This is a genomic window from Rhizobium sp. GW821-FHT14E12 (genome assembly GCF_058803745.1).
Window position 1 is genome coordinate 84,956 of sequence record NZ_JBXAPH010000012.1, and the last position, 23,137, is coordinate 108,092.

At 60.7% G+C, this 23,137-nt stretch carries 20 protein-coding genes; 10 read left to right on the plus strand and 10 right to left on the minus strand.

Annotated elements, in window-relative coordinates:
* The first annotated feature begins 158 nt into the window (after positions 1-158).
* Entirely contained in the window at positions 159-1,394 is a 1,236-nt protein-coding gene (locus AC1RO0_RS28680) for a GAF domain-containing sensor histidine kinase (RefSeq protein ID WP_498595938.1), read from the plus strand.
* On the plus strand, positions 1,391-2,158 hold the full coding sequence (locus AC1RO0_RS28685; protein WP_498595939.1) for a response regulator: 768 nt from the start codon (positions 1,391-1,393) through the stop codon (positions 2,156-2,158). The genes AC1RO0_RS28680 and AC1RO0_RS28685 overlap by 4 nt, the downstream gene beginning before the upstream one ends.
* A 72-nt stretch (positions 2,159-2,230) precedes the next feature.
* Here AC1RO0_RS28685 and AC1RO0_RS28690 read toward each other — a convergent pair whose 3' ends face one another.
* Positions 2,231-2,479 (minus strand): SMc00767 family acetate metabolism repressor, encoded by a 249-nt coding sequence (locus AC1RO0_RS28690; protein WP_498595940.1) that lies wholly within the window; start codon positions 2,477-2,479, stop codon positions 2,231-2,233.
* A gap of 25 nt (positions 2,480-2,504) precedes the next feature.
* Complete coding sequence (gene aceA / locus AC1RO0_RS28695) at positions 2,505-3,806, minus strand: isocitrate lyase (RefSeq protein ID WP_498595941.1); 1,302 nt, start codon at positions 3,804-3,806, stop codon at positions 2,505-2,507.
* Between the two features lie 172 nt (positions 3,807-3,978).
* Here aceA and AC1RO0_RS28700 point away from each other — a divergent pair, with 172 nt between their 5' ends.
* The 4 genes from AC1RO0_RS28700 to AC1RO0_RS28715 all read left to right on the plus strand — a co-directional run bounded on the left by AC1RO0_RS28700 (position 3,979) and on the right by AC1RO0_RS28715 (position 9,231).
* Positions 3,979-5,394 (plus strand): helix-turn-helix domain-containing protein, encoded by a 1,416-nt coding sequence (locus AC1RO0_RS28700; protein WP_498595942.1) that lies wholly within the window; start codon positions 3,979-3,981, stop codon positions 5,392-5,394.
* A 191-nt stretch (positions 5,395-5,585) separates the two neighbouring features.
* The gene (locus AC1RO0_RS28705; RefSeq protein ID WP_498595943.1) at positions 5,586-6,263 is read left to right on the plus strand and encodes a methyltransferase family protein; all 678 of its coding nucleotides are present in this window, start codon (positions 5,586-5,588) and stop codon (positions 6,261-6,263) included.
* Positions 6,264-6,589: 326 nt separating this feature from the next.
* Positions 6,590-8,089 carry an OmpA family protein gene (locus AC1RO0_RS28710; protein WP_498595944.1) on the plus strand — a complete coding sequence of 500 codons (1,500 nt, stop codon included), beginning with the start codon at positions 6,590-6,592 and terminating at the stop codon, positions 8,087-8,089.
* 11 nt (positions 8,090-8,100) lie between these two features.
* Positions 8,101-9,231 (plus strand): helix-hairpin-helix domain-containing protein, encoded by a 1,131-nt coding sequence (locus tag AC1RO0_RS28715; protein WP_498595945.1) that lies wholly within the window; start codon positions 8,101-8,103, stop codon positions 9,229-9,231.
* Positions 9,232-9,354: 123 nt separating this feature from the next.
* Here the strand turns inward: AC1RO0_RS28715 and AC1RO0_RS28720 are convergent, their stop codons facing one another.
* From AC1RO0_RS28720 to AC1RO0_RS28740, 5 genes are read right to left on the minus strand one after another with little or no spacing between them, the layout of a single operon-like run.
* Positions 9,355-10,869: an ABC transporter substrate-binding protein gene (locus tag AC1RO0_RS28720; protein WP_498595946.1), complete on the minus strand. Its 1,515-nt coding sequence runs from the start codon at positions 10,867-10,869 to the stop codon at positions 9,355-9,357.
* 19 nt (positions 10,870-10,888) lie between these two features.
* Positions 10,889-12,598: a dipeptide ABC transporter ATP-binding protein gene (locus tag AC1RO0_RS28725; protein WP_498595947.1), complete on the minus strand. Its 1,710-nt coding sequence runs from the start codon at positions 12,596-12,598 to the stop codon at positions 10,889-10,891.
* Positions 12,595-13,446, minus strand: a complete 852-nt coding sequence (locus AC1RO0_RS28730) for an ABC transporter permease (RefSeq protein ID WP_498595948.1) — start codon at positions 13,444-13,446, stop codon at positions 12,595-12,597. The genes AC1RO0_RS28725 and AC1RO0_RS28730 overlap by 4 nt, the downstream gene beginning before the upstream one ends.
* Complete coding sequence (locus tag AC1RO0_RS28735; protein ID WP_498595949.1) at positions 13,443-14,381, minus strand: ABC transporter permease; 939 nt, start codon at positions 14,379-14,381, stop codon at positions 13,443-13,445. The genes AC1RO0_RS28730 and AC1RO0_RS28735 overlap by 4 nt, the downstream gene beginning before the upstream one ends.
* Positions 14,382-14,432: 51 nt before the next feature.
* Positions 14,433-15,323, minus strand: coding sequence for a proline iminopeptidase-family hydrolase (locus tag AC1RO0_RS28740; RefSeq protein ID WP_498595950.1), 891 nt, complete (start codon positions 15,321-15,323; stop codon positions 14,433-14,435).
* 128 nt (positions 15,324-15,451) lie between these two features.
* Between AC1RO0_RS28740 and AC1RO0_RS28745 the strand changes: the two genes are divergently transcribed.
* The 3 genes from AC1RO0_RS28745 to AC1RO0_RS28755 all read left to right on the plus strand — a co-directional run bounded on the left by AC1RO0_RS28745 (position 15,452) and on the right by AC1RO0_RS28755 (position 18,464).
* Positions 15,452-16,234, plus strand: coding sequence for a helix-turn-helix transcriptional regulator (locus tag AC1RO0_RS28745; RefSeq protein ID WP_498595951.1), 783 nt, complete (start codon positions 15,452-15,454; stop codon positions 16,232-16,234).
* A 54-nt stretch (positions 16,235-16,288) separates the two neighbouring features.
* Positions 16,289-17,203 carry a proline iminopeptidase-family hydrolase gene (locus AC1RO0_RS28750; RefSeq protein ID WP_498595952.1) on the plus strand — a complete coding sequence of 305 codons (915 nt, stop codon included), beginning with the start codon at positions 16,289-16,291 and terminating at the stop codon, positions 17,201-17,203.
* A 316-nt stretch (positions 17,204-17,519) separates the two neighbouring features.
* Complete coding sequence (locus tag AC1RO0_RS28755; RefSeq protein ID WP_498595953.1) at positions 17,520-18,464, plus strand: ornithine cyclodeaminase family protein; 945 nt, start codon at positions 17,520-17,522, stop codon at positions 18,462-18,464.
* Here the strand turns inward: AC1RO0_RS28755 and AC1RO0_RS28760 are convergent.
* From AC1RO0_RS28760 to ahpC, 3 genes are all read right to left on the minus strand, one after another.
* Positions 18,461-19,393: a LysR substrate-binding domain-containing protein gene (locus AC1RO0_RS28760; protein WP_498595954.1), complete on the minus strand. Its 933-nt coding sequence runs from the start codon at positions 19,391-19,393 to the stop codon at positions 18,461-18,463. The two genes, AC1RO0_RS28755 and AC1RO0_RS28760, sit on opposite strands and share 4 nt — an antisense overlap.
* Before the next feature lie 13 nt (positions 19,394-19,406).
* A complete protein-coding gene (gene ahpF, locus AC1RO0_RS28765) occupies positions 19,407-20,987 on the minus strand; it encodes an alkyl hydroperoxide reductase subunit F (RefSeq protein WP_498595955.1) in 1,581 nt (526 codons plus the stop codon).
* 124 nt (positions 20,988-21,111) lie between these two features.
* On the minus strand, positions 21,112-21,675 hold the full coding sequence (gene ahpC / locus AC1RO0_RS28770; protein ID WP_007697523.1) for an alkyl hydroperoxide reductase subunit C: 564 nt from the start codon (positions 21,673-21,675) through the stop codon (positions 21,112-21,114).
* Between the two features lie 215 nt (positions 21,676-21,890).
* Here ahpC and AC1RO0_RS28775 point away from each other — a divergent pair, with 215 nt between their 5' ends.
* Positions 21,891-22,646, plus strand: a complete 756-nt coding sequence (locus tag AC1RO0_RS28775) for a nucleotidyltransferase domain-containing protein (RefSeq protein ID WP_498595956.1) — start codon at positions 21,891-21,893, stop codon at positions 22,644-22,646.
* Positions 22,647-23,137: the final 491 nt, after the last annotated feature.

Below are 23,137 nucleotides of genomic sequence, written 5' to 3' on the forward strand. Positions count from 1 at the left end.
TTGTACAGGCGCTTAACGGGACGGATGTTGCGGGATTCCGCATAAAAATTGCGCCTTTCCGCAAGACGAACGATCCTGATCAGCGCTTAATGACCTTCGGATTTCGCGTTCCGCAACTGGCCTGGGGAGAGGTCGGCGCGTTGCCTGGGAGGGCCGCCTTGCACACGTTGGAGCCTCGGTCGGTCTTCGACCATTATCTCAGCATTTCCAGGCTTTTGGCCGGGCAGCTCGATTTTCATTCGGTCATCCGCTCCGTCGCCGCCGAGATCAGCCATGTCATCCCCTACGACCATTTCGATGTCTGCATCATCATGGTGGATGAGAAATATCACATCGCCTATGAGAGCGGCCTTGAGACCGATTGGGGCAAGCGCCATCCGGCTCCGGTCAGCGACAGCCCCATCCGCACGCTGCTTTGGGGCGAAGTCGACCATCTGTTGACCGATGACGCTTGCAACGATCCGAGGTTTCACTTCGAAGGCGCCTTCTCGCATCCGATCATCAGCCAGTCGCTGAGGGCGCGCCTGCATGTGCCGCTGAAGGTCCAGGGTGCTGTGATCGGGGCTCTGAGCTGCTCCAGTCACCAGGCCGGCTTCTACGGGGCGCAGGACGTGGTGAATGCGCGCGCCATCGCCGATCTGCTGGCGCCGCATTTCTTCGCGATCCGGGCCGCCGAACAGGCGAAGCGATCGGCGATCGTCGAGGCGGAGGCGCGGGCCAGGGAAGAGGGCTTGCGGTTGGGGGCACTGAAGCTGACGGAGGCTCTGGAGACTGAGCGCCAGCGCATCGGCATGGACCTGCACGACCAGACGCTTGCCGACCTCACACGTCTGTCGCGGCGGATGGAGCGGCTGGCGCACATGCCCGATGTCACCGGCGAAGCGCTTGAGCCTTTGTTTCGTGGGTTGCAGCAATGCATGCACGACCTGCGCCAGATCATCGAGGAGGCCAAGCCCTCGGTTCTGCAGCTTTTCGGCTTTGCCCAGGCGGTCGAAAATCATCTGGAGCGCTCGATCCAGGAAAGCGGCGCGGCTGTGGAGTGGAAATTGACCGACGAGACCAACGGCGCCATCGACTGCCTGGAGCAATCCGTCAGCATCGCCTTGTTCCGTATAGCGCAGGAGGCGATCAACAATGCCGTGCGCCATGCGCAGGCAAGCCGCATTCTGGTTCGCCTGGGAGCCACCGGCGGGGCCGTGACCATTGAGATCGATGATGATGGCGTCGGCTTGGCCCATTCCCGCAAGCCATCCGGGGGCGGCATCGAGAATATGAAAACCCGGGCGCGGCTTATTTCTGCGCGTTTCGCCGCGAGACCCGCAGGCCCCAAGGGCGGAACCTGCGTGAGCGTCACCCTGGCTGGCCGTCCTCTCGCGGCGGGAGGCGCGGCATGAAGGTGCTGATCATCGAGGACGATCCGCTTCACCGTTCCTATCTCAACGAAGCGGTCCGGGCGGCTCTTCCCGAATGCGATACCGTGCTGGAGGCGGAAAACGGCAATGCCGGCGAGCGGCTGGCGCGCGATTTCAGATCGGCGCATGTCGTCATGGACTTGCAGATGAGCCCACGAAATGGCATCGAGGCGGCGCGGACCATCTGGAAGGAGCGGCCCGAGACACGCATCCTGTTCTGGTCAAACTATTCCGACGAGGCCTATGTTCGCGGTGTGTCGCGCATCGTGCCGCAGGGCGCGGTCTACGGCTATGTGCTGAAGTCAGCCTCGGATGATCGGCTGAGGCTGGCGTTGCGCAGCATCTTCATCGAGAGCCAATGCGTGATCGACCGCGAAGTGCGCGGCATGCAGCAGAAGAGCCTTGGAAACGCCAATGGCTTTACCGACGCCGAATATGAGATCCTGATCGATATCGCGCTTGGCATGACCGATCGGGCCATCGCCCAGCGGCGCAATCTGTCGGTGCGCAGCGTGCAGAACCGGCTGCAACAGCTCTATGAGAAACTCGATGTCTACCAGTCCATCGGCGGCGAGGCGGATGGTGGCCGGTTCAATCTGCGCGCGCGGGCTGTGGCCGTGGCATTTCTGCGCAAATTGCTGAACCATAGCGCTCTTGAGCGCGCCGAGGCCGATTTGGCCTATTGGCTTGGCCGGCAGAGAACCTCGGCACATCCGGATGTCGGCCGCTCTCCCCGGAATGGATGAGGATATCCGGTTACGGAAACGCCATGGCAGATCAGACTAGATATGCCATGGCGATTGCTAATTCGACGAAGGTCAGATCTCTTCCTGACGGCTGCGGGCCATGACGACCGGGAGCAGCAGATCGCCCCAGTTGCCGTCGCCGCCGTGATGCCGGGCCGAGCGGACCAGCTCGACCGAGACGCCTGCCTCGACGGCCTTCATGACCGAATGGTTCAGGCGGTGCAGATCGTTTGCAAGCATGCGGATTGTGTTCTGCTGATCCGGCGACAGGCTTGACGATTGTTCTTCCGCGCGTTCGCGGACGCGTGCGATGGAAGCCATGTTTTCTCCTCCTTAAGCTCTGGGGTTATTCGGCGGCCGGCCGGAACTGTTCGTGCTCGGTCGATGCCTTCATGGCGGTGGTCGACGAAAGACCGCCGCTGATGGCGAGCGACACGGCATCGAAATAACCGGTGCCGACTTCGCGCTGGTGCTTGGTGGCGGTGTAGCCATTCTTTTCGGCCGCGAACTCCGCCTCTTGCAGCTCGGAATAGGCTGCCATCTGCCGCTCTTTGTAGCCACGCGCCAGCTCGAACATGCCGAAATTGAGCTGGTGGAAGCCGGCAAGCGTGATGAATTGGAACTTGTAGCCCATGGCGCCAAGCTCGCGCTGGAACTTGGCAATCGTCGCCTCGTCCAGGTTTTTCCGCCAGTTGAAGGACGGCGAGCAATTGTAAGCAAGAAGCTTATCCGGATGATGCCTGCGAACGCCTTCGGCAAAGCGCCGTGCCTGCTCCAGATCGGGCTTCGATGTTTCGCACCAGATGAGGTCGCAATGGGGCGCATAGGCGACCGCGCGGGCAATGCAGGGCTCGATGCCGTTGCGCACTTGATAGAAGCCTTCGATCGTGCGCCCCGCATCATAGTCGACGAAAGGCCGGTCGCGTTCGTCGATATCGGAGGTCAGCAGCTTTGCGGCTTCGGCGTCGGTGCGGGCAATGACCAGCGTCGGCACGCCCATGACGTCGGCCGCAAGCCGGGCCGCATTGAGGTTCCGGATATGCGCCGCGGTCGGGATCAGCACCTTGCCGCCGAGATGCCCGCATTTCTTTTCCGAGGCGAGCTGATCCTCGAAATGGACGCCCGCGACGCCGGCTTCGATATAGGCCTTCATGATTTCGAAGGCGTTGAGCGGCCCGCCGAAACCTGCTTCCGCATCGGCGACGATCGGGGCGAACCAGCTGTCGACGGAAAGTCCCTTGTCTTCCGAGGTCTCGATCTGGTCGGCGCGCTGTAATGTGCGGTTGATGCGCTTGGCAAGCTCCGGCCCGGCATTGGCCGGATAGAGCGATTGATCCGGATACATGGCGGACGCCGTGTTGGCGTCGGCCGCGACCTGCCAGCCGGAGAGATAGATCGCCTTCAGGCCGGCGCGGACCATCTGCATGGCCTGGTTGCCGGAGAGCGCGCCAAGCGCATTGACGAAGTCCTCGCCATGCAGAAGCTGCCAAAGCCGGTTCGCGCCCATCTCGGCCAGCGAATAGCGAAGTTCCACGGAGCCGCGCAGCCGCTTCACATCCTCGGCGGAATAGGGGCGCTCGATGCCGTCGAAACGACCGGTCGGGATATTGCGGATCAACTTGTCAAATTCTGTCACGATTTCCTCCATACAGAATGCTCGTCGCTGAGGTGACGCATTGACAAGATCGACAAAGTGACGGCGAAATGCCAGTCAAACCTTTCAAATGACGCTTAGAAAAGGGTCATGTTGCAAATCCTTGACGAAGACGTGCAGTCACTTTGTCAATTTTTGTAAATATGGCTTAGGCAGAGGAGGCCGGATGGTGGAGAGAAAGATTTTCGCAGGCCCGAAGGTCCGGCGCGTACGCAACGGGCTTGGCATGACGCAGATCGCCATGGCGGATGCGCTGGAGATCTCGCCGTCCTATCTCAACCTGATCGAGCGCAATCAGCGCCCATTGACCGTGCAACTGCTGCTCAAGCTGAGCTCCGCCTTCAAGATCGATCTCGACGATCTCAGGAGCGAGGCGGGCAATGGTCTCAGCCAGTTGAAGGAGGTCTTCGCCGATCCTCTTCTTGCCGGCGAGCTGCCGGGCGATCAGGAACTGGTCGAGCTGGTCGACCTTGCGCCCAATGCGGCAAGCGGCATGGTCAAGCTCTATCGTGCCTACCGCGAGCAGGCGGTGCGCCTGTCCGACCTGATGACCTTGACCACGGAGAGTGGAGCAATGCCGCCGATCGGCGGGGCTCGCTTACCGGCCGACGAGGTTCGCGATGTTTTCGAGAGCCATTCGGCTTATTTTCCGCGTCTGGAAGCGGCGGCGGAAGATTTTGCAGTCAGCCTCTCGCCCGAGCATGATCTGCTCGTCGCCTTAAAGGAGTGGCTGCGCGTCGAGCGCGGGATCACTGTCCGTATTCTGCCGGTCCATGTCATGCCCGATCTTCGCCGGCGCTTCGACAGGCATTCGATGCGCCTCTTCATATCGGAACGGCTATCACCCGCCGACCAGGCACATGAAATCGCCATCGAGGTCGCAACGCTTGCCCTGCAGGATGCAATCAGCGAGGAGTTGCAGGCTCTCTCCTTGTCGACGCCGGAGGCGAAGCGCATCGCCCGCTTCGAGCTTGGCCGTCTGGCTGCCCTGGCGCTTGCCATGCCCTATGCGCTTTTTCTGAAAGTGGCCCAAACCACGAAATACGATATCGACATTCTCTGCGCGCGCTTCTCGGTTTCTTTCACGCAGGCGGCGACCCGCCTGACGATGTTGCAGCGGCCGGGCGCATCCGGCGTGCCCTTCTTTCTGATGGAGATCGATTCAGCGGGGCATCGTCTGCGAAAAATCGGCGCGCATGGTTTTCCGAGGTCGGGATTTGGCGGCGGCTGTCCGAAGCTCAACATCCACGCCGCATTCCTGCAGCCGGGCCAGATCCTGTTCGAGACCGTCGAAATGCCGGATGATTCGACATATCTGACCGTCGCCCGCACACAGGAGGGGCCACGGGCACCGTTCGGCGAGCGGGTGAGGCGAACCGCGTTGCTGCTGGGTTGCGATGTCATGGCTGGCGGTAACCTCGTCTACGGCCAGATGGGCGCGCCGGGCCAGCCGCCGATCCCGGTCGGGCCGGCCTGTCGGCTATGCGAGCGCAAGGGTTGTCTTTCTCGCGCCGAGCCGCCGGTCACACGGCCGCTCGGATTGGACGAGATGACGACGGGCCTGAGCATCTTCGATTTCTAGCCGGATAGTGCCCATCGTATGGGGAACAATCGCCGGCGGAATCCGTTTCTGCTGATCGACGCTGTCAGCGGGACATGGCTGCGTTCAAGGACAAGACCGGCGAGGGCGACGGACCATGAACGAGATTTGCTTCCGCCAACCGTTCGTGCCTTCAAGCCTGTCATCGGCTTTTCCTACAGATGGACAATCAAATGCGCTCCATGACCGCCTATTTGCTGCAGCTTCTTGTGTGGCTGGTCTTCATGGCATTCGTGATCCTGTGGCCTGCCGGTACTCTGGCCTTTCCCGGCGGCTGGGCGTTCATCGTTCTGTTCGCGCTCGGCAGTCTGGCGATGATCTTTTGGCTGGCAAGGTACAGTCCAAGTCTGTTGCGTGAGCGCATGGGCTCGCCGCTGCAACGCGGTCAAAAGCCATGGGATCGCGCCTGGCTGATGCTCTTCATCCTGGCCTTCTGCATCTGGATGGGGTTCATGGGCTGGGATGCGGCCCGCACCGGCTTCATGGCTGTCCCGCCCTGGCTCCAGATACTCGGCGGTTTGAGCATGGTGATCTACATGCTGGGGGCCTGGTGGACGTTTCGCGAAAATGCCTTTGCCGCGCCATCGGTGAAAATCCAGCCGGGCCAGAAGGTGATCGATACGGGTCCCTATGCGACAATCCGCCATCCGATGTACGCAAGCGCGCTGCTTCTCTTCCTTGGTACCCCCTTTTTGCTGGGCTCGTGGTGGGGCCTTCTGCTTGCCCCGCTGTTCATTCTCGCAATTGCCTGGCGTGCCGTTCATGAGGAGCGTACTCTTAGTCGGGAGCTGAGCGGTTATGAGGAGTATGCCGGGCGCGTGCGCTATCGGCTCGTTCCATTCATCTGGTAGATGATGCATTCCTGAAGATCTCGTCGACGACTAATTTGCATCCGACAGGGGAATGAAATCCGTCGCGAAGGCCGGATGCGGTTCGAACGCGGCCTTGAGATCATCTCCCGGAAAACGTCACCCAAAGGGCTTTGGAGAGGGATTTACATCCCTCGCGCGAGAAATAATAGCAATGCCCGTTTTGCTATTTTCAATGGACAGCATGCCATCGATCGCGGGGCGTATACGTATGATCAATGCAATTTATGTTGCAGGCATAATGATTTAAAGTATATTCTCAAAATCTAATGCACAAATGTGCTGGGTTTAATCATTGGGGGGTAGTTATGAGTCAGCCTTCGAAATGGTGGTGGGGACTAATCCCCCTGGCGGTTCTTTGGATCCTTGCCACGATCTTTACCGGGCAATCCATAAACAGCGATCTTGGCAGTCGGTCGACATCGGCTTTGGGCACTTCCGTCGAGAATCCCGCCTTCAGCGTGTCGGGACGCGATGTCTCGGTTTCCGGCACCGTGTTCTCCCCGGCCGAAGCCTCACAAATTGCAGGTACGGTGGATCAGGTCTGGGGCGTCCGCAAGGTTCTGATTGATGCCAAGGAGCCGGATGTCGCCAAGCCCTTTAACTGGGGCATAACCCATGAAGGCTCAGGTGTTGTCCTGACCGGCAACGTGCCGAACCCGACGACGCGTGACAAGATCGTTTCCGCCGCGAAGACCGCCTTCTCGGGCGCCGAAATCAAGGACGAGATGCAATATGCCAGCGGCGCACCCGACGCTTACGATGGTGGCGTGCAGTTCGGGCTGGCTCAGCTGGCCCGCCTGGCGAAAGGCAGCGTCTCCCTGTCCGATACGGGGCTGGCGATTTCAGGCACGGCCGCTACGAGTAACGCATACGAGGCGATCACCGCGGCGCTGAAGACATTGCCGCAGGGCCTGACACTCGCAAAATCAGACATAACGGCACCGGCTCCCGTCGCTGCGGCGGCACCCGCGGCAGCGCCCACGCCGGCGGCAACACCGACGACAACGGCTGCGGCAACAGCGGTGACGACGGCTGCAAACACCGTCGCACCTGCGCTTGCGCCGTCCTCCTTTAGCTTCGATGCCTTGAGGGAGGCGGGAAAACTGACGCTTTCGGGCAACTATCCCGACGATGACGCGCACGGCAAGATCATCGACGCCGCCAAGAACCTGTTCTCCAGCGATGAGATCAGCGATGAGCTGAAAGCGGCTCCCGGCGCGCCGAATGGATTTGCGACCGCGGCACTCGGCGGGCTCAATGCCCTGTCGCGTCTTGCCAAGGGCTCATTCTCGCTCTCCGGCACCGATGCCAAGCTCTCCGGCGAGGCGCTTTATAACGGCGCGGTGAAGAGCATTCAGGACAGCTTTGCCGCCGCGATACCCGAGGGCTTCAAGGCGATGCCTGCCGAGATTGCCGTCAGCGCGCCGGCTGCGGCTGTCGATGCTCCGAATTGCCAATCGCTGCTCAACACGATCCTCAGCAAGTCGAAGATCAACTTTGATACAGGCAAGGCGCGGATCTCGCCGGCATCGTCCGGTGTGCTGGACACGATCGTTGCGACAATCGGCCGGTGCCCCGGCAATGCCGTGGAGGTTTCGGGTCACACGGATTCGAGCGGGGACGAGGCGGCAAACGTCGCCCTGTCCGAACAGCGCGCCAAGGCGGTCGTCACCTATCTGACGGACGCAGGCGTGCCGGCAAGCCGGTTGACCGCAGTCGGCCTCGGCTCGTCGCGTCCGGTTGCATCGAACGATACCGATGAGGGCAAGGCGCTCAATCGCCGTATCGAATTCTCTGTCAAATAGGGGAGGCAGCAATGACCTATCTGTTTTCGACTTATTGGCCCTGGATGCTGCTTGCGCTGGTGCTCGGGGGCATTGTCGGTTTCGCGACTTTCCTGCGGTCCGGCAAAGGCTGGTGGCCGGACGCCTGGCCGGGCTGGTTCAAGCTGTTGAGCCTGCTGTTCCTGGTGGGGCTTGTGGTGGCCATCTTCAAATGGCTTCCGGGTCTGCTGGGGCATTACCTGGAAACCGCGCTGCTTTTCGTCGGCAGCTATATTGTCGGCTGCTTCCTCGGTAGCTGGCTGGCAAGCTTCCGCTCGCGGGAGGAGATCGAGACGAACGAGCCTGTTGCGGTTGCCGAGCCTGCGCCGGTACGGGTTACGCCTCCAGCTCCCACACCAGTGCCAACGCCGCCCGCGGCTCGCGTGGTGACGCCGCCTCCGGTCGTTACCCCCATTCCGCCGCCCGCTCCGGTGAGGGAAACTTCTTCGGCACCGGCATCCACTGCTCCCGCGAGCGATCACATCCATCCCGGCCAACGCCCGCCAGCCGTCGCGAAAGGGCTTGCCGCTCTGGACGATCTGAAGCTCATTGATGGTGTCGGCCCCGTCAACGAGGGAAAGCTCCACGAGTTGGGCGTCTGGACCTTCAAGCAGGTCGCGGCCTGGACGCCGGCAAATGCCGAATGGGTCGGCAGCTATATGGCCTTCCCGGGGCGTATCGAGCGCGAGGACTGGATCGGTCAGGCCGCACAATTGGCGAAAGGGCTCGGAACCGATGCCTCGCGCCGGGCCGATCTGGGCGATGCGTCCGCGTCGTCGGGCTTTGTTTCATCGGCGCCCGCCGCTGCTCCCGTCGCCGCCGGCGATCATCCCGGTCAGCGCCCGCCGTCCGCCGCGAAAGGGGTTGCAACTCCGGACAATCTGAAGCGCATCTCCGGCATCGGTCATGTCAACGAGGAAAAGCTGAACGAGCTGGGCATCTGGACCTTCGCGCAGATCGCGGCCTGGACAGAGGCAAATGCCGAATGGGTCGGCAGCTATATGGCCTTCCCGGGGCGCATCGAGCGTGAGGACTGGATCGGGCAGGCCGCCAAGCTGGCAAAGGGGATCGAAACCGAATTCTCGCGCCGGGTCGATCACGGCGACGTGCCTACCTCGTCGTAACGGGGTTTCGACAAGCATGCAGATGGCCGCTCACACCATGAAGAGCGGCATGATCCTCCCCTCCGAATAGGGAATGCTCCGCCGCTGATCGGGCGGCGGAGCAAAGTCATATAATCCCAGACCTCAGTTCTTGACGGTGTCTTCCAGGAAGAAACGGCCGAGCGGATTCTGGTAGAAATTCTCGACGTTCTTGCGCGAGACGTTGATATAGGGGCTGTAATAGAGGTCGATCCAGTTGACGTCGTCCTTCGCCATCTTCTGCAGATCGATATACATCTGCTCGCGCTTCTTCGGATCAAGCTCCAGGCGAGCCTTGGCGACCAGTTCCTTCACCGCTTCGTTCTTGTAATTGGTCGAATAGTTGTTGTTGGAATCGTGACCGAGCACGAAGGTCGTTTTCTGGTCTGGGTCGAGAATGTCGTTGGTCCAGTAGTTGACTGAGATGTCGTAATCGCCGGCGACCGTCATATCCCATTCCTGACTAGGATCGACTTTCTGCAGGTTGGCGGTGATACCGGCCTTCTGCAATTGCTGCTGCACCAGCACGGCCGTCTGCTCGTCGACTTCGTCGCCAGCGCGCAGAAGGTAGGTCAGCGTCAGGTTGGAAACGCCGGCGTCAGCCAGCAGCTTCTTGGCCTTTTCCGGATCGTAGGGGCGCTGCAGGTTGTCTGCGTAGTGATACAGAGCGCCCTTCGGAATGTAGGAATTGGCGACCGTGCCCTGGCCGAAGGTGACGGCATCGACGATTGCCTTCTTGTCGATGGCGAGGTCGAGGGCCTGGCGGACCTCCTTCTTGCCGAGTTCGCCATGCGCGTGGTTGATCAGGAGGTGATCCTCGCGCGTTGAGGCATCGATGTCGACATTGAGGTTCGGGTCCTTCTTCAGTTCTGCCACGCGGGAGAAGGGAACGAAGATCGCGGTATCGAGTTGGCCGGCCTGGACGTTCAGCATGCGGGTATTGTCATCCGGCACGGAGATCCATTCGACGCCGTCGAGCTTCACCCGGTCGGCCTGCCAGAAGTAAGGGTTCTTCTTGAGGATGATGCGGTCGCCGCGCCGCCATTCTTCGACGGAGAAAGCGCCCGATCCGATCGGCTTTTCGGCGTAAGCGTCGGGGCCGAGCGTCTCCATGCCCTTCTTCGAGATGACGGAGGCGTTCGGCAGCGCCAGTGTCGACAGGAACGGTGCTGAGGGATGCTTGAGCTTGATCGTCAGCGTGTGCGGGTCGGTCGCGACCGCCGTGTCAATCACCTTGTAGGAATCGCTCCAGAGCGAAGCGGCGTCGTCACGGATACGCAGCAGGCTGAAGGCGGCATCCTCTGCCGTCAGCGGTGAGCCGTCGGAGAATTTCGCGTCGCGGATCTTGAAGACATAGGTGAGGCCGTCTTCGGACGCGGTCCAGCTTTCGGCAAGGCCAGGCTCCAGCTTGGTGCCGGTCTTGTCGACGCGGATGAGCACGTCATAGACGTTCGAGAACACCCAGTTGTCGATGTTCTGGGCGGTCTTGATCGGATCGAACGTGGTCGAATCCTCGCGACGGCCGATGGTCAGCACGCCGGCTGCCTCGGCATAGGTTGCGGTGAGGGTGAGGCCGGCGACAATGGCCGCGAGCCCGATTGATTTCCATCTGCTGGTCATAAGATCGTTCCCTTGGTTGTTATGGCATGCGTTTGAAGGGCAGGATTTCGGCGACGTTGTTTTCGCCCCGAAGATCTGTGTCGGCAAAGAGCTGCCTGTCCGGATCGATGTCCGGAATGGCGGCGATGAGCGAGGCCGTATAGGGGTGCTTCGGACGCGCGAAGACCTCCTCGGACGGACCTTCCTCAACGATCTCGCCACGATACATCACGACCGTGCGTTCGCAGAGATTGCGAACGATGGCGAGATCATGGGCGATGAAGAGCAGGGTCAGGTTCATCTTCCGCGTCAGCTCGCGAAAGAGCTCGATGATCTGCGCCTGGATGGTGACGTCGAGGGCGGCAACGCACTCGTCGGCGATGATGAGCTGAGGGTCGACGGCAAGCGCACGCGCAATGCCGGCGCGCTGGCACTGGCCGCCGCTCATGCTGCGCGGCTTGCGTTTGGCGAATTCGCGCTCCAGGCCGACGAGATCGAGTAGTTCAGCGACGCGGGCCGGGATGTCGGCGGATGCGACCTTGCCCTGCACTTTGAGCACTTCGGCGAGCATGTCGCCAATCGTCAGCCGCGGATTGAGCGCGTTATAGGGGTCCTGGAACACCATGGCCGCTTCGCGCCTGAGCTTCGCGAGGCCCGCCGTTCTTTGCTGGGCCAGGTCGATGCCATCGAAGGTGATGTGGCCGGAGGAGAGCGGTGTCAGGCCGAGGATGGCGCGGGCAAGCGTGCTCTTGCCGCTGCCGGATTCACCGACGATCCCGACCGTCTCGCCCGGCATCAACCGCAGGCTGACGCCTGAGACGGCGTTGACCGTTCTGGCGCCACTGCCCTTTAAGAAGCCGCCGCCGACATTGAAGCGGACGTGCAGGTCGTCGATTTCGAGGAGCGGCTTGAGGGGCGCATCATCTTTCACCGCTTCCGCGACGGATGCCGTCTCGTCCGGCATCGACGGATGGCTCTTGATCAGGTCGATCGTGTAGGGATGCCGTGGCTGCGACAGCAGCGTCCGTTTCGGACCGTCCTCCAGCAGCTTGCCGCCGCGCATCACGGCGATGCGATCACAGGTCTGGGCGACGATGCCGAGATCATGGGTGATGAGGATGATGGAAAGACCGCGCTGGTCGCGGATGTCCATCAAGAGCTTGAGGATCTGCGCCTGGATGGTGACGTCGAGCGCGGTCGTCGGTTCGTCGGCGATCAGAATCTTGGGGTTGCAGGACAGGGCGACGCCGATCATCGCGCGCTGGCGCATGCCGCCGGAGAATTCGTGCGGATAGCTCTCATATTGCCTGATAGGATCGGGAAAGCCGACCTGGCCGAGGATTTCGATGGCGGCCGCGCGCGCGTCGCGGGCGTTGAGACCCTGATGATAGCGGATACCCTCGGCGATCTGGTTGCCGATGCGCATGACCGGGTCAAGATGGCTCGTCGGGTTCTGGAAGATCATGCCGATCTCGCCGCCGCGTACCTTCAGCATGTCGGCGTCGCTGATTGTCGTCAGATCGCGGCCCTCGAGTATGACACTGCCGCTTTCGATCTTCAGAAGCGAGGAGGGGAGGAGGCGGATCAACGAGCGGCACAGCAGGCTCTTGCCGGAGCCGCTTTCGCCGACGAGGCCGAGGATTTCACCCTTTGCGAGATCGAGCGACACGGCATCAAGCAGTATGCGCTCGCCGCTGTCGAGATGCGCCTTGACGGTGAGGTCGCGGACGGAAAGGACGGAGGCGCTCATTCGTGCACCCCCAGCAGTTCGCCGAGCGCATCGCCCAGCATGCTGAAACCGAAAGCGAGGCAGACGATGGAGAGGCCGGGAAACAGCGTAATCCACCAGGCTGTGGTGATGAAGCTCTGGCCTTCGGCGACCATCACACCCCATTCGGCCAGCGGCGGCTGCACCCCGAGACCGAGATAGCTGACGGCGGCGCCGCTCAGCAGAACGAGCACGGCGTCCGACATGGAAAAGACGATCGAGCCGGCAATGGCGTTCGGTAACAGGTGGCGGAACATGATACGGAAGCGGCTGAAGCCGAGGCTGACGGCGGCAACAGCATAGTCGCTGTTCTTCAGCACCAGCATCTGCGCGCGGATGAGGCGGGCATAGGAGACCCAGCCGACTAGCGCCATGGCGATATAGAAGCTACTCAGCCCCGGCCCGAGAATGGCGATGATCGACAGCATCAGCACCAGGAAGGGAAAAGCGAGGATGATGTCGACGATCCGCATGAAGATCGCATCGATCACGCCGCCGAAGAAGCCGGCGATGGTGCCGATGGTCGTGCCGATCAGGAAGGGAAAGACGACGCCGATCACGGCAATCTGCAGGTCGATGCGCGCGCCCCAGAGGACGCGGGACAGGATATCGCGGCCGAAATTGTCGGTGCCGAAGGGGTGAAACAGGGACGGCGCCTGCAGGCGGGCATCGGCATTCTGCAAGATCGGATCGTAGGGTGCGATTAGTGGAGCGCCGAGCGCCGCCAACAAAAAGAACAGGAGAATGCCGCCGCCGATGACAAGGGGCAGCCGCTTGCCGAGAAAATGGCGCCAGGCGATCGAAGCAGGAATAGCTGCCTGGAGGCTCATATGGTCACCCTCGGGTCTGCGGCGACGGTGACGATGTCGGCCAGGAAGTTGACGAGCACGGTGGCGCAGGCAAAGACCATGGCGACACCCTGGACCACCATGTAATCGCGCGAGAAGATGGCGCGCACCAGAAGCTGGCCCATGCCGGGCAGCGCAAAGACGCTTTCGACGACGACCGTGCCGCCGATCAGCCAGCCGATATTGACCGCCAGCAGGTTGATGGTCGGCACCAGCGAATTCGGCACCACATGCCGCCAGAAAACGATGCTCTCCGGCATGCCGCGTGCCCGCGCCGCCGTCGCCACGTCCGATTTCAGGGATTCGATCATCGCGGCGCGCAGGCTGCGGGTCAGCACTGTCGATAGCGACAATGCGATGGTGAGGCTCGGCAGGATAAGGTGCAGCAGTTTGTCGCCCAGCGTCTCGCCGTAGCCGGAGACGGGAAGCACACCGAGATCGACGCTGAAGAGGATGATCAACATCAAGCCGAGCCAGAAGGGTGGAAAGCCGATGCCGAAGGTGGAAACGATACGCACGATATGGTCCGCCGCGCGGCCATTGTTGCGGGCGGCAATCGCTGCCATCGGCACGGCGATGAGGATCGACAGGATGACGCTGGCCATGACCAGCGCCACCGTCGGCTCGATGCGGGTGGAAATCAGCTTCAGCACATCGATCTTGTAGAGGATGGACTTGCCCATCTCGCCATTGGCGAGGTTCTTCAGAAAGTAGAAGTATTGCAGCCAGATCGGTTGATCGAGGCCGTATTGGGCGCGGATATTGGCCAGCGCCGTCGGCGTCGCGCGCGTGCCGAGAATATTGCGGGCGGGATCGCCGGGAATGAGACGCACGAGGATAAAGGTGATGACGCTGATGCCGAAAATGACGGGCAGGAATTGCAGCGGCCGGCTGAGAACGAACCTATAGCGATGCATGGTGACGCTCGCTCCCTTGCCTTCTTCGGTTTTTGAACACTTCCTGTCGCATCATGCCTGCCTGTGTCTCGCCAGGAAATCGAGAAGTGCGGGATAATAGTCGCCGGGGTTTTCATAGAAGGGCATGTGGCTCGCATTCGCAAACACCTTGAGTTCGGCATTCGGAATGGCGAGTTTCATGCGCAGCGCGCAGGCGGGTGTCAGCTCGTCATGCTCGCCGACGGTGATCAGCGTCGGCACCGTCATGCGCGGCAGGTCCGGGATGCGGTTCCAATCCTTGAGATTGCCGATATAGAGGAATTCATTCGGCCCTTGCATTGTCGCGTAAGGACCCATGTTCCAGTCGTCGAGCGAACGGCGGACGGGCACCGGCCATTCCGGCAGGCGGCAGACATGGCGGTAATTGAGGATCGTCACGGCGGCCATGTATTCCGGATGATCGTAGGTGCCCTGCGCCTCATGCTTCTGCATCATCGCCACCGTTTCCGCACCGAGCGCCGCCCGCAGCCGCTCCAGTTCCAGGATCAGGTGGGGCATGTCGGCGACGGTGTCTTCGAGGATCAGCGTCCGGAGGTTTTCCGGATAGGTCAGCGCATAATCGATCGCGAGCCAACCGCCCCAGGAATGGCCGAGCATATGGACCTTGCCGAGGCCGAGTGTCTTGCGGACGGTTTCGGTTTCCTCGACATAGCGGCCGATGGTCCAGAGCGCCGGATTCGTCGGGCGATCGGAAGCGCCGGTTCCGAGCTGGTCGAAGGCAACGACGCGATAACCCTGGTCGACAAGGCAGGAATGCGCCTCGCGCAGATAGTCGCAGGGAAGACCGGGGCCGCCGTTCAGACAGAAGACGGTCTCCGCGCCGGAGCCGAAGCTATAGGCAATTACCTTGTGCCCATCGACCTCGACTTCCACGCGCTCGTCCGGCTGCATTTCGCGCCACATCAGCTTACTCCGGCAAATATTCTTCTTGCCCAACATTTGGGCATGATTAAATTTTTACCGTAAACCACGATCCACACCAGCTATAAGAAGTGATAGGGTTGGGATTTGGATGTAAGCCGGAGTTCTCCATGCTTGACGAAATCGGAACGATCAGACGCAAGTTTACCGCGCATGATACGCTGGACGGACGGATCGACCAGGCTTTCGAGGCGATGCAACAGCTCGGTTTCGAAGCCCTGGTCTACGACTATACGCCGGTGCCCTTCGACCTCGATGGCGAGATCATGGTTCCTTCGTTTCTGAAGCTGCGCAACATCTCGGACGATATGCTCGAATACTGGCTCGACCGAGGCTATTTCCGCATCGATCCGGTGCAGCAGGTGGCGTTGCGCACCTCGGCGCCGTTCTTCTGGAATTACAATGTCGAGGCCGATACGGCGATCAACCGCTATCTCGGAGAAAATACCGAACCGGTCGCCCGCTACCTCAATGAGCGCGACATGTCGACGGGCGTCACCGTGCCGGTGCACATGCCGCGCGGCGATTATGCGACGGTGACCGGCATCCGCTTCGGCGCGAACAAGGATTTCGAGCGCAATGCGCTGCGCTACATCGCCGATTTCGGCCTGCTTGCGCATGTCTTCCACGAAAGCGCCTATGCGCTTTTCGATTCGAGTGCCCGTAGCGTTGGCAAGATGAGGCTGACGGAGCGGGAGCGGGAGTGTCTGCGCCACTCGGCCGAGGGGCTTTCGGCCAAGGAAATCTCGCGAATCATCAACCGCTCGGTACCGACCGTCGTCATGCACCTCAATGCCGCCGCCAAGAAGCTCGGCGCCAAGAACCGCACGCAGGCGGTGGTGCGGGCCACGCATTACCGGCTGCTGGAAAACGAGCGATCCTATAACTTCTGATAGCTGCCGCAGGCCTTGAGGCCGCGTTATGCTTTTTCCATCCTAGTCAAAGAGATGGAGAAACCCGTGGCCGCCGTCGCATCGAAAGAAGCCTTTCTGCCCTTTCGCGAATACCAGACCTGGTATCGCATCACCGGATTGCTCGATAGCGGCAAGCTGCCTCTCGTCGTCGCCCATGGCGGCCCCGGCTGCACGCACGACTATGTAGACTCCTTCAAGGGTATCACCGAGATCGACGGCCGCGCCGTTATCCATTACGACCAGCTCGGCAATGGCAATTCCACGCGCCTGCCGGAGAAAGGCCCGGATTTCTGGACGCCGGCGCTGTTCCTCGAAGAGCTGGACGCGCTGCTGAAGCATCTCGGCATTCAGGATCGTTATGCTTTCCTCGGCCAGTCCTGGGGTGGCATGCTGGGTGCCGAACATGCGGTGCGCCAGCCGAAGGGACTGAAGGCGCTCGTCATCGCCAATTCGCCGGCGAACATGCACACCTGGGTTTCCGAGGCCAACCGTCTGCGCCGCGAGTTGCCGCAGGATGTGCAGGATACGCTTCTGAGACATGAAGAGGCCGGCACGATTACCGATCCGGAATACATCGCCGCCTCCCGCGTCTTCTACGACCGGCATGTCTGCCGCGTCGTTCCCTGGCCGCCGGAAGTGGCGCGCACCTTCGCGATCATGGACGAAGACAATACCGTCTATCGCAACATGAACGGCCCGACCGAGTTCCACGTCATAGGCACGATGAAGGATTGGACGATCGAAGATCGTCTACCCCTGATCGAAGCCCCGACGCTGCTGATCTCCGGAAAATACGACGAGGCGACGCCTGATGTCGTCAAACCCTATGTCGACCGCGTTGCCGGCTGCAAATGGGTACTCTTCGAGCATTCCAGCCATATGCCGCATGTCGAGGAAAAGGAACTTTGCCTGACAACCGTCTCGGCCTTCCTGTCTGAGTACGATTGATGCCATTGTAACATTTGCCGGCTAAGGGGTTGGCCGCGTCGCATGTCGAAGATAAGTCTCTTTCGAAGAAAATCGTATGTAAAACAAACGAATCAGTGAAAATCTTCCGCAGGCAGCTTCCGGTTCAAACGGATTTGGTGGCGCGCATGATTTCGGAATCGACCGAACAGCTGTTTCCGAGGGGCGTTGGTGAACGCGAGGCTTGTTCTTTTGCCGGTCCGGCTTGGCAACTTAGCCTTTCGCGCGGAAATCCCTGTTGACCTCAACTTAGGTTGGGGTGTGAGAATGCGTTCATTCGCTGGCGAGGGAGGAGCTGATGGCGATCATTCTGGGCGATAGTGATCTGGACCAGCTTCCGGTCATGCGGCTCGCTATCGAGGCGATCGAGGAAGCGATCCTTGCTCGATCCGCGGGGGATCTGGTTTCGCCGCCGAGACACGATGTTTCCTTTGCCGAAAAGGGAGACCTGATTTTCACGATCGGCGGAACGCTCGATGAAGCCTCGATCGCCGGCTTCCGGGTCTATGACACGTTTAGAGGGCCTCGCCACGAGCAGATCGTCGCGGTCTGGTCGACTGAAACGGCGGAGCTTCAGGGCCTCATCATCGGCACACGGCTGGGGGAGGTTCGTACCGGTGCGATCGGCGGCATCGCCATTCGCTATATGTCGCCCCCCGATGCCAGGACAGTCGGCATCGTCGGCAGCGGCCAGCAAGCCCGCACGCAGTTGGAGGCCGCGGCCCTTGTGCGCGAACTGACGCATGTCCGGGTCTATAGCCGCAGCGAACGACGGCGCTGTGTTTTCGCACTGGAGATGGAGCAGCGTCTGGGTATCCCGGTCGAGCCGGTGGACACGCCGCGTCGCGCCGTGAGCGACGCCGATATCGTGATCTGCGCCACGACCAGCCTCACGCCGGTGATTGAAGCCGGCTGGCTGAAGCCCGGAGTTCACATCAATACCGTCGGCCCCAAGACGGTTGACGAACACGAGCTCGGCCTTGATGTCGCCGCTGCCGCCGATCTCGTCGCGACCGACTCTCCCGAGCAGGTCAGGGCCTATAAGGCGCCGTTCTTTCTGCATGGCTCGCCGAGCGCCGAGCGTCTGGTCGATTTGGCGGCGATCGTCAGTGGCAAGGTCATTGCGCGCGAGGCACCCAACCAAACGACATTGTTCTGCTCGGCAGGCCTCAGCGGCACCGAGGTTCTGGTCGCCGCGCATATTCTGGCGGCATTCAAGGCGAAGGCTGCTGCCGGTTTCTAATCTCTCATTGAGCCGTCAGGATTTGATCTGTCCTGCAGCAATTGCCGCGCCGTTGTCCGAAACATCTCCGCCAGCTGCTTCAGAAGCGGGCCAGTCGGCGAGCTTCTGCGCCAGCAAAGGCCGATACGACGCTTCGGGTTGCCGTCGCTGAATTTCAAGAGACGGATCTGGTCCGACGACATGATCGGGCCAATGGTCGCCAGCGCGGGTAGGAGGGTGATGCCGACATTTGCCCCGACCATCAGGCGAAGCGTTTCGAGGCTGGTGGCTTGGAAGGAGGATTTCTGTCCCGCGCCGGAGAGCCGGCAGACGTCGAGCGCGTGTTCGCGCAGGCAATGCCCTTCCTCCAAAAGCATCAGGTCGTAGCCGGAGAGATCTTCCATGCTGATGCTTGCCCGATCGACCAGCGGGTGCTTCTTCGGCACGGCGAGCAGAAAGGGCTCCTCAAACAGGAATTCCACCTGCAGCTGGTCGCTTTCGACCGGCATGGCCAGGAGTGCTGCATCAAGCTCGCCGCTCCGCAGCCGCGAGAGCAGCACGCCGCTTTTCTCCTCGCTCAGAAGAATTTCCAGTTGCGGGAAGCGTTCATGCACCTGCGGCACCACATGCGGCAGGAAATAAGGGCCGAGCGTCGGGAAAGCACCGAGACGGAGCGTTCCGAGTTCCTGGTTCTGGTTCAGCAGCGCGGCATTCTTCAATTGCTGGACATCGACGAGGATCCGTTTTGCCCTCTCGGCAGCATCCTTGCCGAAGGCGGTCAACATGAAGGAGCGCGAGTCGCGTTCCACCAGCGGCGTGCCAAGTTCCGCTTCAAGCTTCCTGATCTGTGCCGACAAAGTCGGCTGGCTGACCAGACAGGCCTCGGCCGCGCGGCCGAAATGGCGATATTTGGCCAGCGCGACGAGATATTCCAGTTCTCTGAGTGTCATGACGCTTCGCCGCTTAGGCGGCCTTGGCTTCCTCTTCCGTGGGAGCAGAGGTGCGGATGAGATGGTCGAAAGCAGCGAGCGATGCCTTGGCGCCTTCACCAACGGCGATGACGATCTGCTTGTAGGGAACGGTCGTGCAATCGCCGGCGGCAAAGACGCCGGGCAGCGATGTCTGGCCGTGATGATCGACGACGATCTCGCCACGGGGAGAAAGCGCGATAGTGCCCTTCAGCCATTCCGTGTTGGGCAGAAGGCCGATCTGCACGAAGATGCCGTCGAGCGCCAGCGTGTGCTTCTCGTCCTTGTTGCGGTCCTCGTAGACAAGACCGGTGACCTTGCTGCCGTCGCCCAGCACTTCCGTGCTCTTGGCCGACAGGATGATCCGGACGTTGGAAAGGCTGCGCAGCTTGCGCTGCAAGACATCGTCTGCGCGCAGCTTGCCGTCGAATTCGATGAGCGTGACATGCTTGACGATGCCGGCGAGGTCGATCGCCGCCTCGACGCCGGAATTGCCGCCGCCGATCACGGCCACATCCTTGCCCTTGAAGAGAGGACCATCGCAATGCGGGCAATAGGCGACACCCTTGTTGCGATATTGCTCCTCACCGGGCACGCCCATCTGCCGCCAACGTGCGCCGGTGGACAGGATGAGGGTGCGGGATTTCAGCGTCGCGCCGCTGGCAAGCTCGACCTCGAACAGGTCGCCCCTAGGTGTCAGCTTTTCAGCCCTCTGCAGGTTCATGATCTCGACGGGATAGTCCTTCACATGCGCCTCGAGAGCGCTGGCGAAGGCGGGGCCTTCGGTGTGCGGGACCGAAATGAAATTCTCGATCGCCATGGTATCGAGCACCTGACCACCGAAGCGTTCGGCGACAACGCCAGTGCGGATGCCCTTGCGGACGGCATAGATCGCCGATGCAGTGCCAGCCGGGCCGCCGCCCACTACCAGCACGTCGAAGGGCTCGAGATTGGCGAGCTTTTCAGCGGCGCGCTTGGCAGCGCCTGTGTCGAGCTTGGCGATGATCTGCTCGACTTCCATCCGGCCCTGGCCGAAAACCTCGCCGTTCAGGTAGACCGTGGGAACCGACATGACTTGCCGATCCGCGACTTCCTGCGGGAACACGGCACCGTCGACGGCGACATGGCTGATCTTCGGATTGAGGATCGACATCAGGTTGAGCGCCTGAACAACGTCAGGGCAATTCTGGCACGACAGCGAGAAATAGGTTTCGAAGCGGAATTCGCCGTCGAGATCGCGGATCTGGTCAAGAATGGCCTGTTCAACGCGCGGCGGATGTCCGCCGGTCTGCAGAAGCGCAAGGACGAGCGAGGTGAATTCGTGGCCGAGCGGAATGCCGGCGAAACGCAGGTTGATATCGTGGCCCGGGCTGGTCAGGGCAAAGGAAGGGGCTCGTTCGCTGGTGTCATGCTGTTGGGCGAAGCTGATCTTGTCGGAGAGGCCAGTAATATCTTCGAGAAGCGCCACCATCTCTTTCGATTTGGCGCTGCCATCGACATTCGCGCGGATTTCTATCGGCCGTACGACTTTTTCCAGATAGGCCTTGAGCTGGCTTTTCAGTGCGTCGTCAAGCATCGATATGTCTCCGGTTCGGAAGGGAAATTAGAACGAGTTGTCCCGTAGGACAAAACGCCATCAGTCTAAACTATGTGTGGGAGACCTTCCCCGTTGCCGGGGAAGGTCATGGCCGAAGCCGAAATCAGATCTTACCGACCAGGTGCAGCGAAGGAGCCAGGGTCTTTTCGCCTTCTTCCCACTTTGCCGGGCAAACTTCGCCGGGATGGGAGCGGACGTACTGGGCAGCCTTGATGCGGCGCAGCAGGTCGGCGGCATTGCGGCCGATGCCTTCGGCGGTGATTTCCACAGCCTGAACGACACCGTCAGGGTCGACGACGAAGGTGCCGCGATCGGCAAGGCCTTCGGCTTCGCGCATGACGTCGAAGTTACGGGTGACGGTACCGGTCGGGTCGCCGATCATCGCATACTGGATCTTGCCGATGGTTTCGGAGCTGTCGTGCCAGGCCTTGTGGGTGAAATGCGTGTCGGTCGAAACCGAGAAGACCTCGACGCCCAGGCGCTGCAATTCGGCATAATTATCCGCGACGTCGCCCAGTTCGGTCGGGCAAACGAAGGTGAAATCGGCCGGATAGAAAAAGAAGACCGCCCATTTGCCGGCGATGTCAGCTTCGGTGACCTCGATGAACTTGCCCTGCTTGAAGGCCTGGGCTTTGAACGGCTTAACGGCGGTATTGAGAACGGACATGATAGCCTTGTATTGTTTGGACAGGAGGAGTTTCGCGCTGCAACATAGTGCGTGCGCCGCAATAAGCAAAATAGATAAATCCGAAAAATTCGATAGGTTTTGTCTATGGAGCCGTTCTATGCGACGGAAAACTGTGTCTTATCAAGCCTGGAAGCCGTTGTGGCGCAAACCCGGCCAGGGTGCGAAGATGGCGGTTCTGAGTGGAAAGGTTTGCAATGAAAGATAATGTGACAACCGCCGCGTCCGAAGCGTTGAGAAGAACGGAAGACGTTCTCGCCAAGCGTTTCCAGGGGTACGCATTCGCATTTGCTGCCGGTTCGATCATGCGTGGCGAAGGGAAAAGCACGTCCGATGTCGATCTGGTGGTCGTCTTCGACAGGCTTGATACGGCATGGCGCGAATCTTTCATGGACGACCATCTGCCTTTTGAGGCTTTTGTCCACGACCCGGAAACGCTGAGCTGGTTCTTTGAAAACGACATGGCGCTCGGCTACCCGATCATCATCCATATGGTGGCTTCGGGCCATATATTGGGTGGGGATGTGGAGGAGGCCAAAGCCTGTCAGGCGCATGCCCGAAAGCTGCTCGACGAGGGCGCGCCAGCGCTGTCTGCTGCCAAGCTGGACGCGCTGCGATATCAGATCACAGATACGCTCGGCGATCTCGTGGACGAGCGAGGTGTCGAGGACATGCGGGCGATCACGGCGCAGCTATATCAGCCGCTCGCCGATCTGATGCTGCTCACCCGTGGCCGATGGTCGGGGAAGGGAAAATGGATTCCGCGGCTTCTAAAAGCATTCGACGAAGAGTTGTTCGACAGCTTTGATCGAAGCTTTGCGCTTGCCCTGGCGGGAAACGTGAAACAATTGATCGAGTTTGCTGGCGCGGAACTTGCGCGAACGGGCGGAGCCTATTTTCACGGCGATCGGCGAGAGGCGTCGCAGACCTCTCGCCGAAGCCGCCGATGGTGAATGGCTTTCTTCAGCCTGCCCCTTGCAATCGGCGTGATGCTGTACTATCTGCGCATCATCACCTGTATCGATAGCCTGCCGGGCCGACCTTTCGAGGCCGAGCCGGTGTCTGCTGTCCAGGGTAACAGCGAGGGCGCTCCCCAGTCATGGGTCGAGCGCCCTTTGCTTTTCGAGCATAGGTCCCGCCATTATGCGTGCAGGCATTATACGTGCAGGGCTCGCCGCGCCGCGCCGACCTCTGAAGTTGATCGAGGGTGTTATTGTAATCGATTGCGTACATTAGCGTGCGCTGACGCCTCGCCTGCATCTAACTGTCATTCTGTGGCGAAAATTTAGGATTAGTGTTCTCCTTGAGCGCACGAATCTGTCATGATCAGCCTGCCGACGAAGACTGGAGCGGCAACCGTAACCAAACGCGTACGTTTCCATATGGGCTTGAAACAGATGTGTTTTGTCGATCCACAGCAGTCCGTGCCACGCTCGCACACAGT

Bases quoted from the DNA above. Each gene is read 5' to 3' on its own strand.
- AC1RO0_RS28685 (WP_498595939.1), top strand. From the start codon at position 1,391: ATGAAGGTGCTGATCATCGAGGACGATCCGCTTCACCGTTCCTATCTC.
- AC1RO0_RS28690 (WP_498595940.1), bottom strand. From the start codon at position 2,479: ATGGCTTCCATCGCACGCGTCCGCGAACGCGCGGAAGAACAATCGTCA.
- aceA (WP_498595941.1), bottom strand. From the start codon at position 3,806: ATGGAGGAAATCGTGACAGAATTTGACAAGTTGATCCGCAATATCCCG.
- AC1RO0_RS28700 (WP_498595942.1), top strand. From the start codon at position 3,979: ATGGTGGAGAGAAAGATTTTCGCAGGCCCGAAGGTCCGGCGCGTACGC.
- AC1RO0_RS28705 (WP_498595943.1), top strand. From the start codon at position 5,586: ATGCGCTCCATGACCGCCTATTTGCTGCAGCTTCTTGTGTGGCTGGTC.
- AC1RO0_RS28710 (WP_498595944.1), top strand. From the start codon at position 6,590: ATGAGTCAGCCTTCGAAATGGTGGTGGGGACTAATCCCCCTGGCGGTT.
- AC1RO0_RS28715 (WP_498595945.1), top strand. From the start codon at position 8,101: ATGACCTATCTGTTTTCGACTTATTGGCCCTGGATGCTGCTTGCGCTG.
- AC1RO0_RS28720 (WP_498595946.1), bottom strand. From the start codon at position 10,869: ATGACCAGCAGATGGAAATCAATCGGGCTCGCGGCCATTGTCGCCGGC.
- AC1RO0_RS28725 (WP_498595947.1), bottom strand. From the start codon at position 12,598: ATGAGCGCCTCCGTCCTTTCCGTCCGCGACCTCACCGTCAAGGCGCAT.
- AC1RO0_RS28730 (WP_498595948.1), bottom strand. From the start codon at position 13,446: ATGAGCCTCCAGGCAGCTATTCCTGCTTCGATCGCCTGGCGCCATTTT.
- AC1RO0_RS28735 (WP_498595949.1), bottom strand. From the start codon at position 14,381: ATGCATCGCTATAGGTTCGTTCTCAGCCGGCCGCTGCAATTCCTGCCC.
- AC1RO0_RS28740 (WP_498595950.1), bottom strand. From the start codon at position 15,323: ATGTGGCGCGAAATGCAGCCGGACGAGCGCGTGGAAGTCGAGGTCGAT.
- AC1RO0_RS28745 (WP_498595951.1), top strand. From the start codon at position 15,452: ATGCTTGACGAAATCGGAACGATCAGACGCAAGTTTACCGCGCATGAT.
- AC1RO0_RS28750 (WP_498595952.1), top strand. From the start codon at position 16,289: ATGGAGAAACCCGTGGCCGCCGTCGCATCGAAAGAAGCCTTTCTGCCC.
- AC1RO0_RS28755 (WP_498595953.1), top strand. From the start codon at position 17,520: ATGGCGATCATTCTGGGCGATAGTGATCTGGACCAGCTTCCGGTCATG.
- AC1RO0_RS28760 (WP_498595954.1), bottom strand. From the start codon at position 19,393: ATGACACTCAGAGAACTGGAATATCTCGTCGCGCTGGCCAAATATCGC.
- ahpF (WP_498595955.1), bottom strand. From the start codon at position 20,987: ATGCTTGACGACGCACTGAAAAGCCAGCTCAAGGCCTATCTGGAAAAA.
- ahpC (WP_007697523.1), bottom strand. From the start codon at position 21,675: ATGTCCGTTCTCAATACCGCCGTTAAGCCGTTCAAAGCCCAGGCCTTC.
- AC1RO0_RS28775 (WP_498595956.1), top strand. From the start codon at position 21,891: ATGAAAGATAATGTGACAACCGCCGCGTCCGAAGCGTTGAGAAGAACG.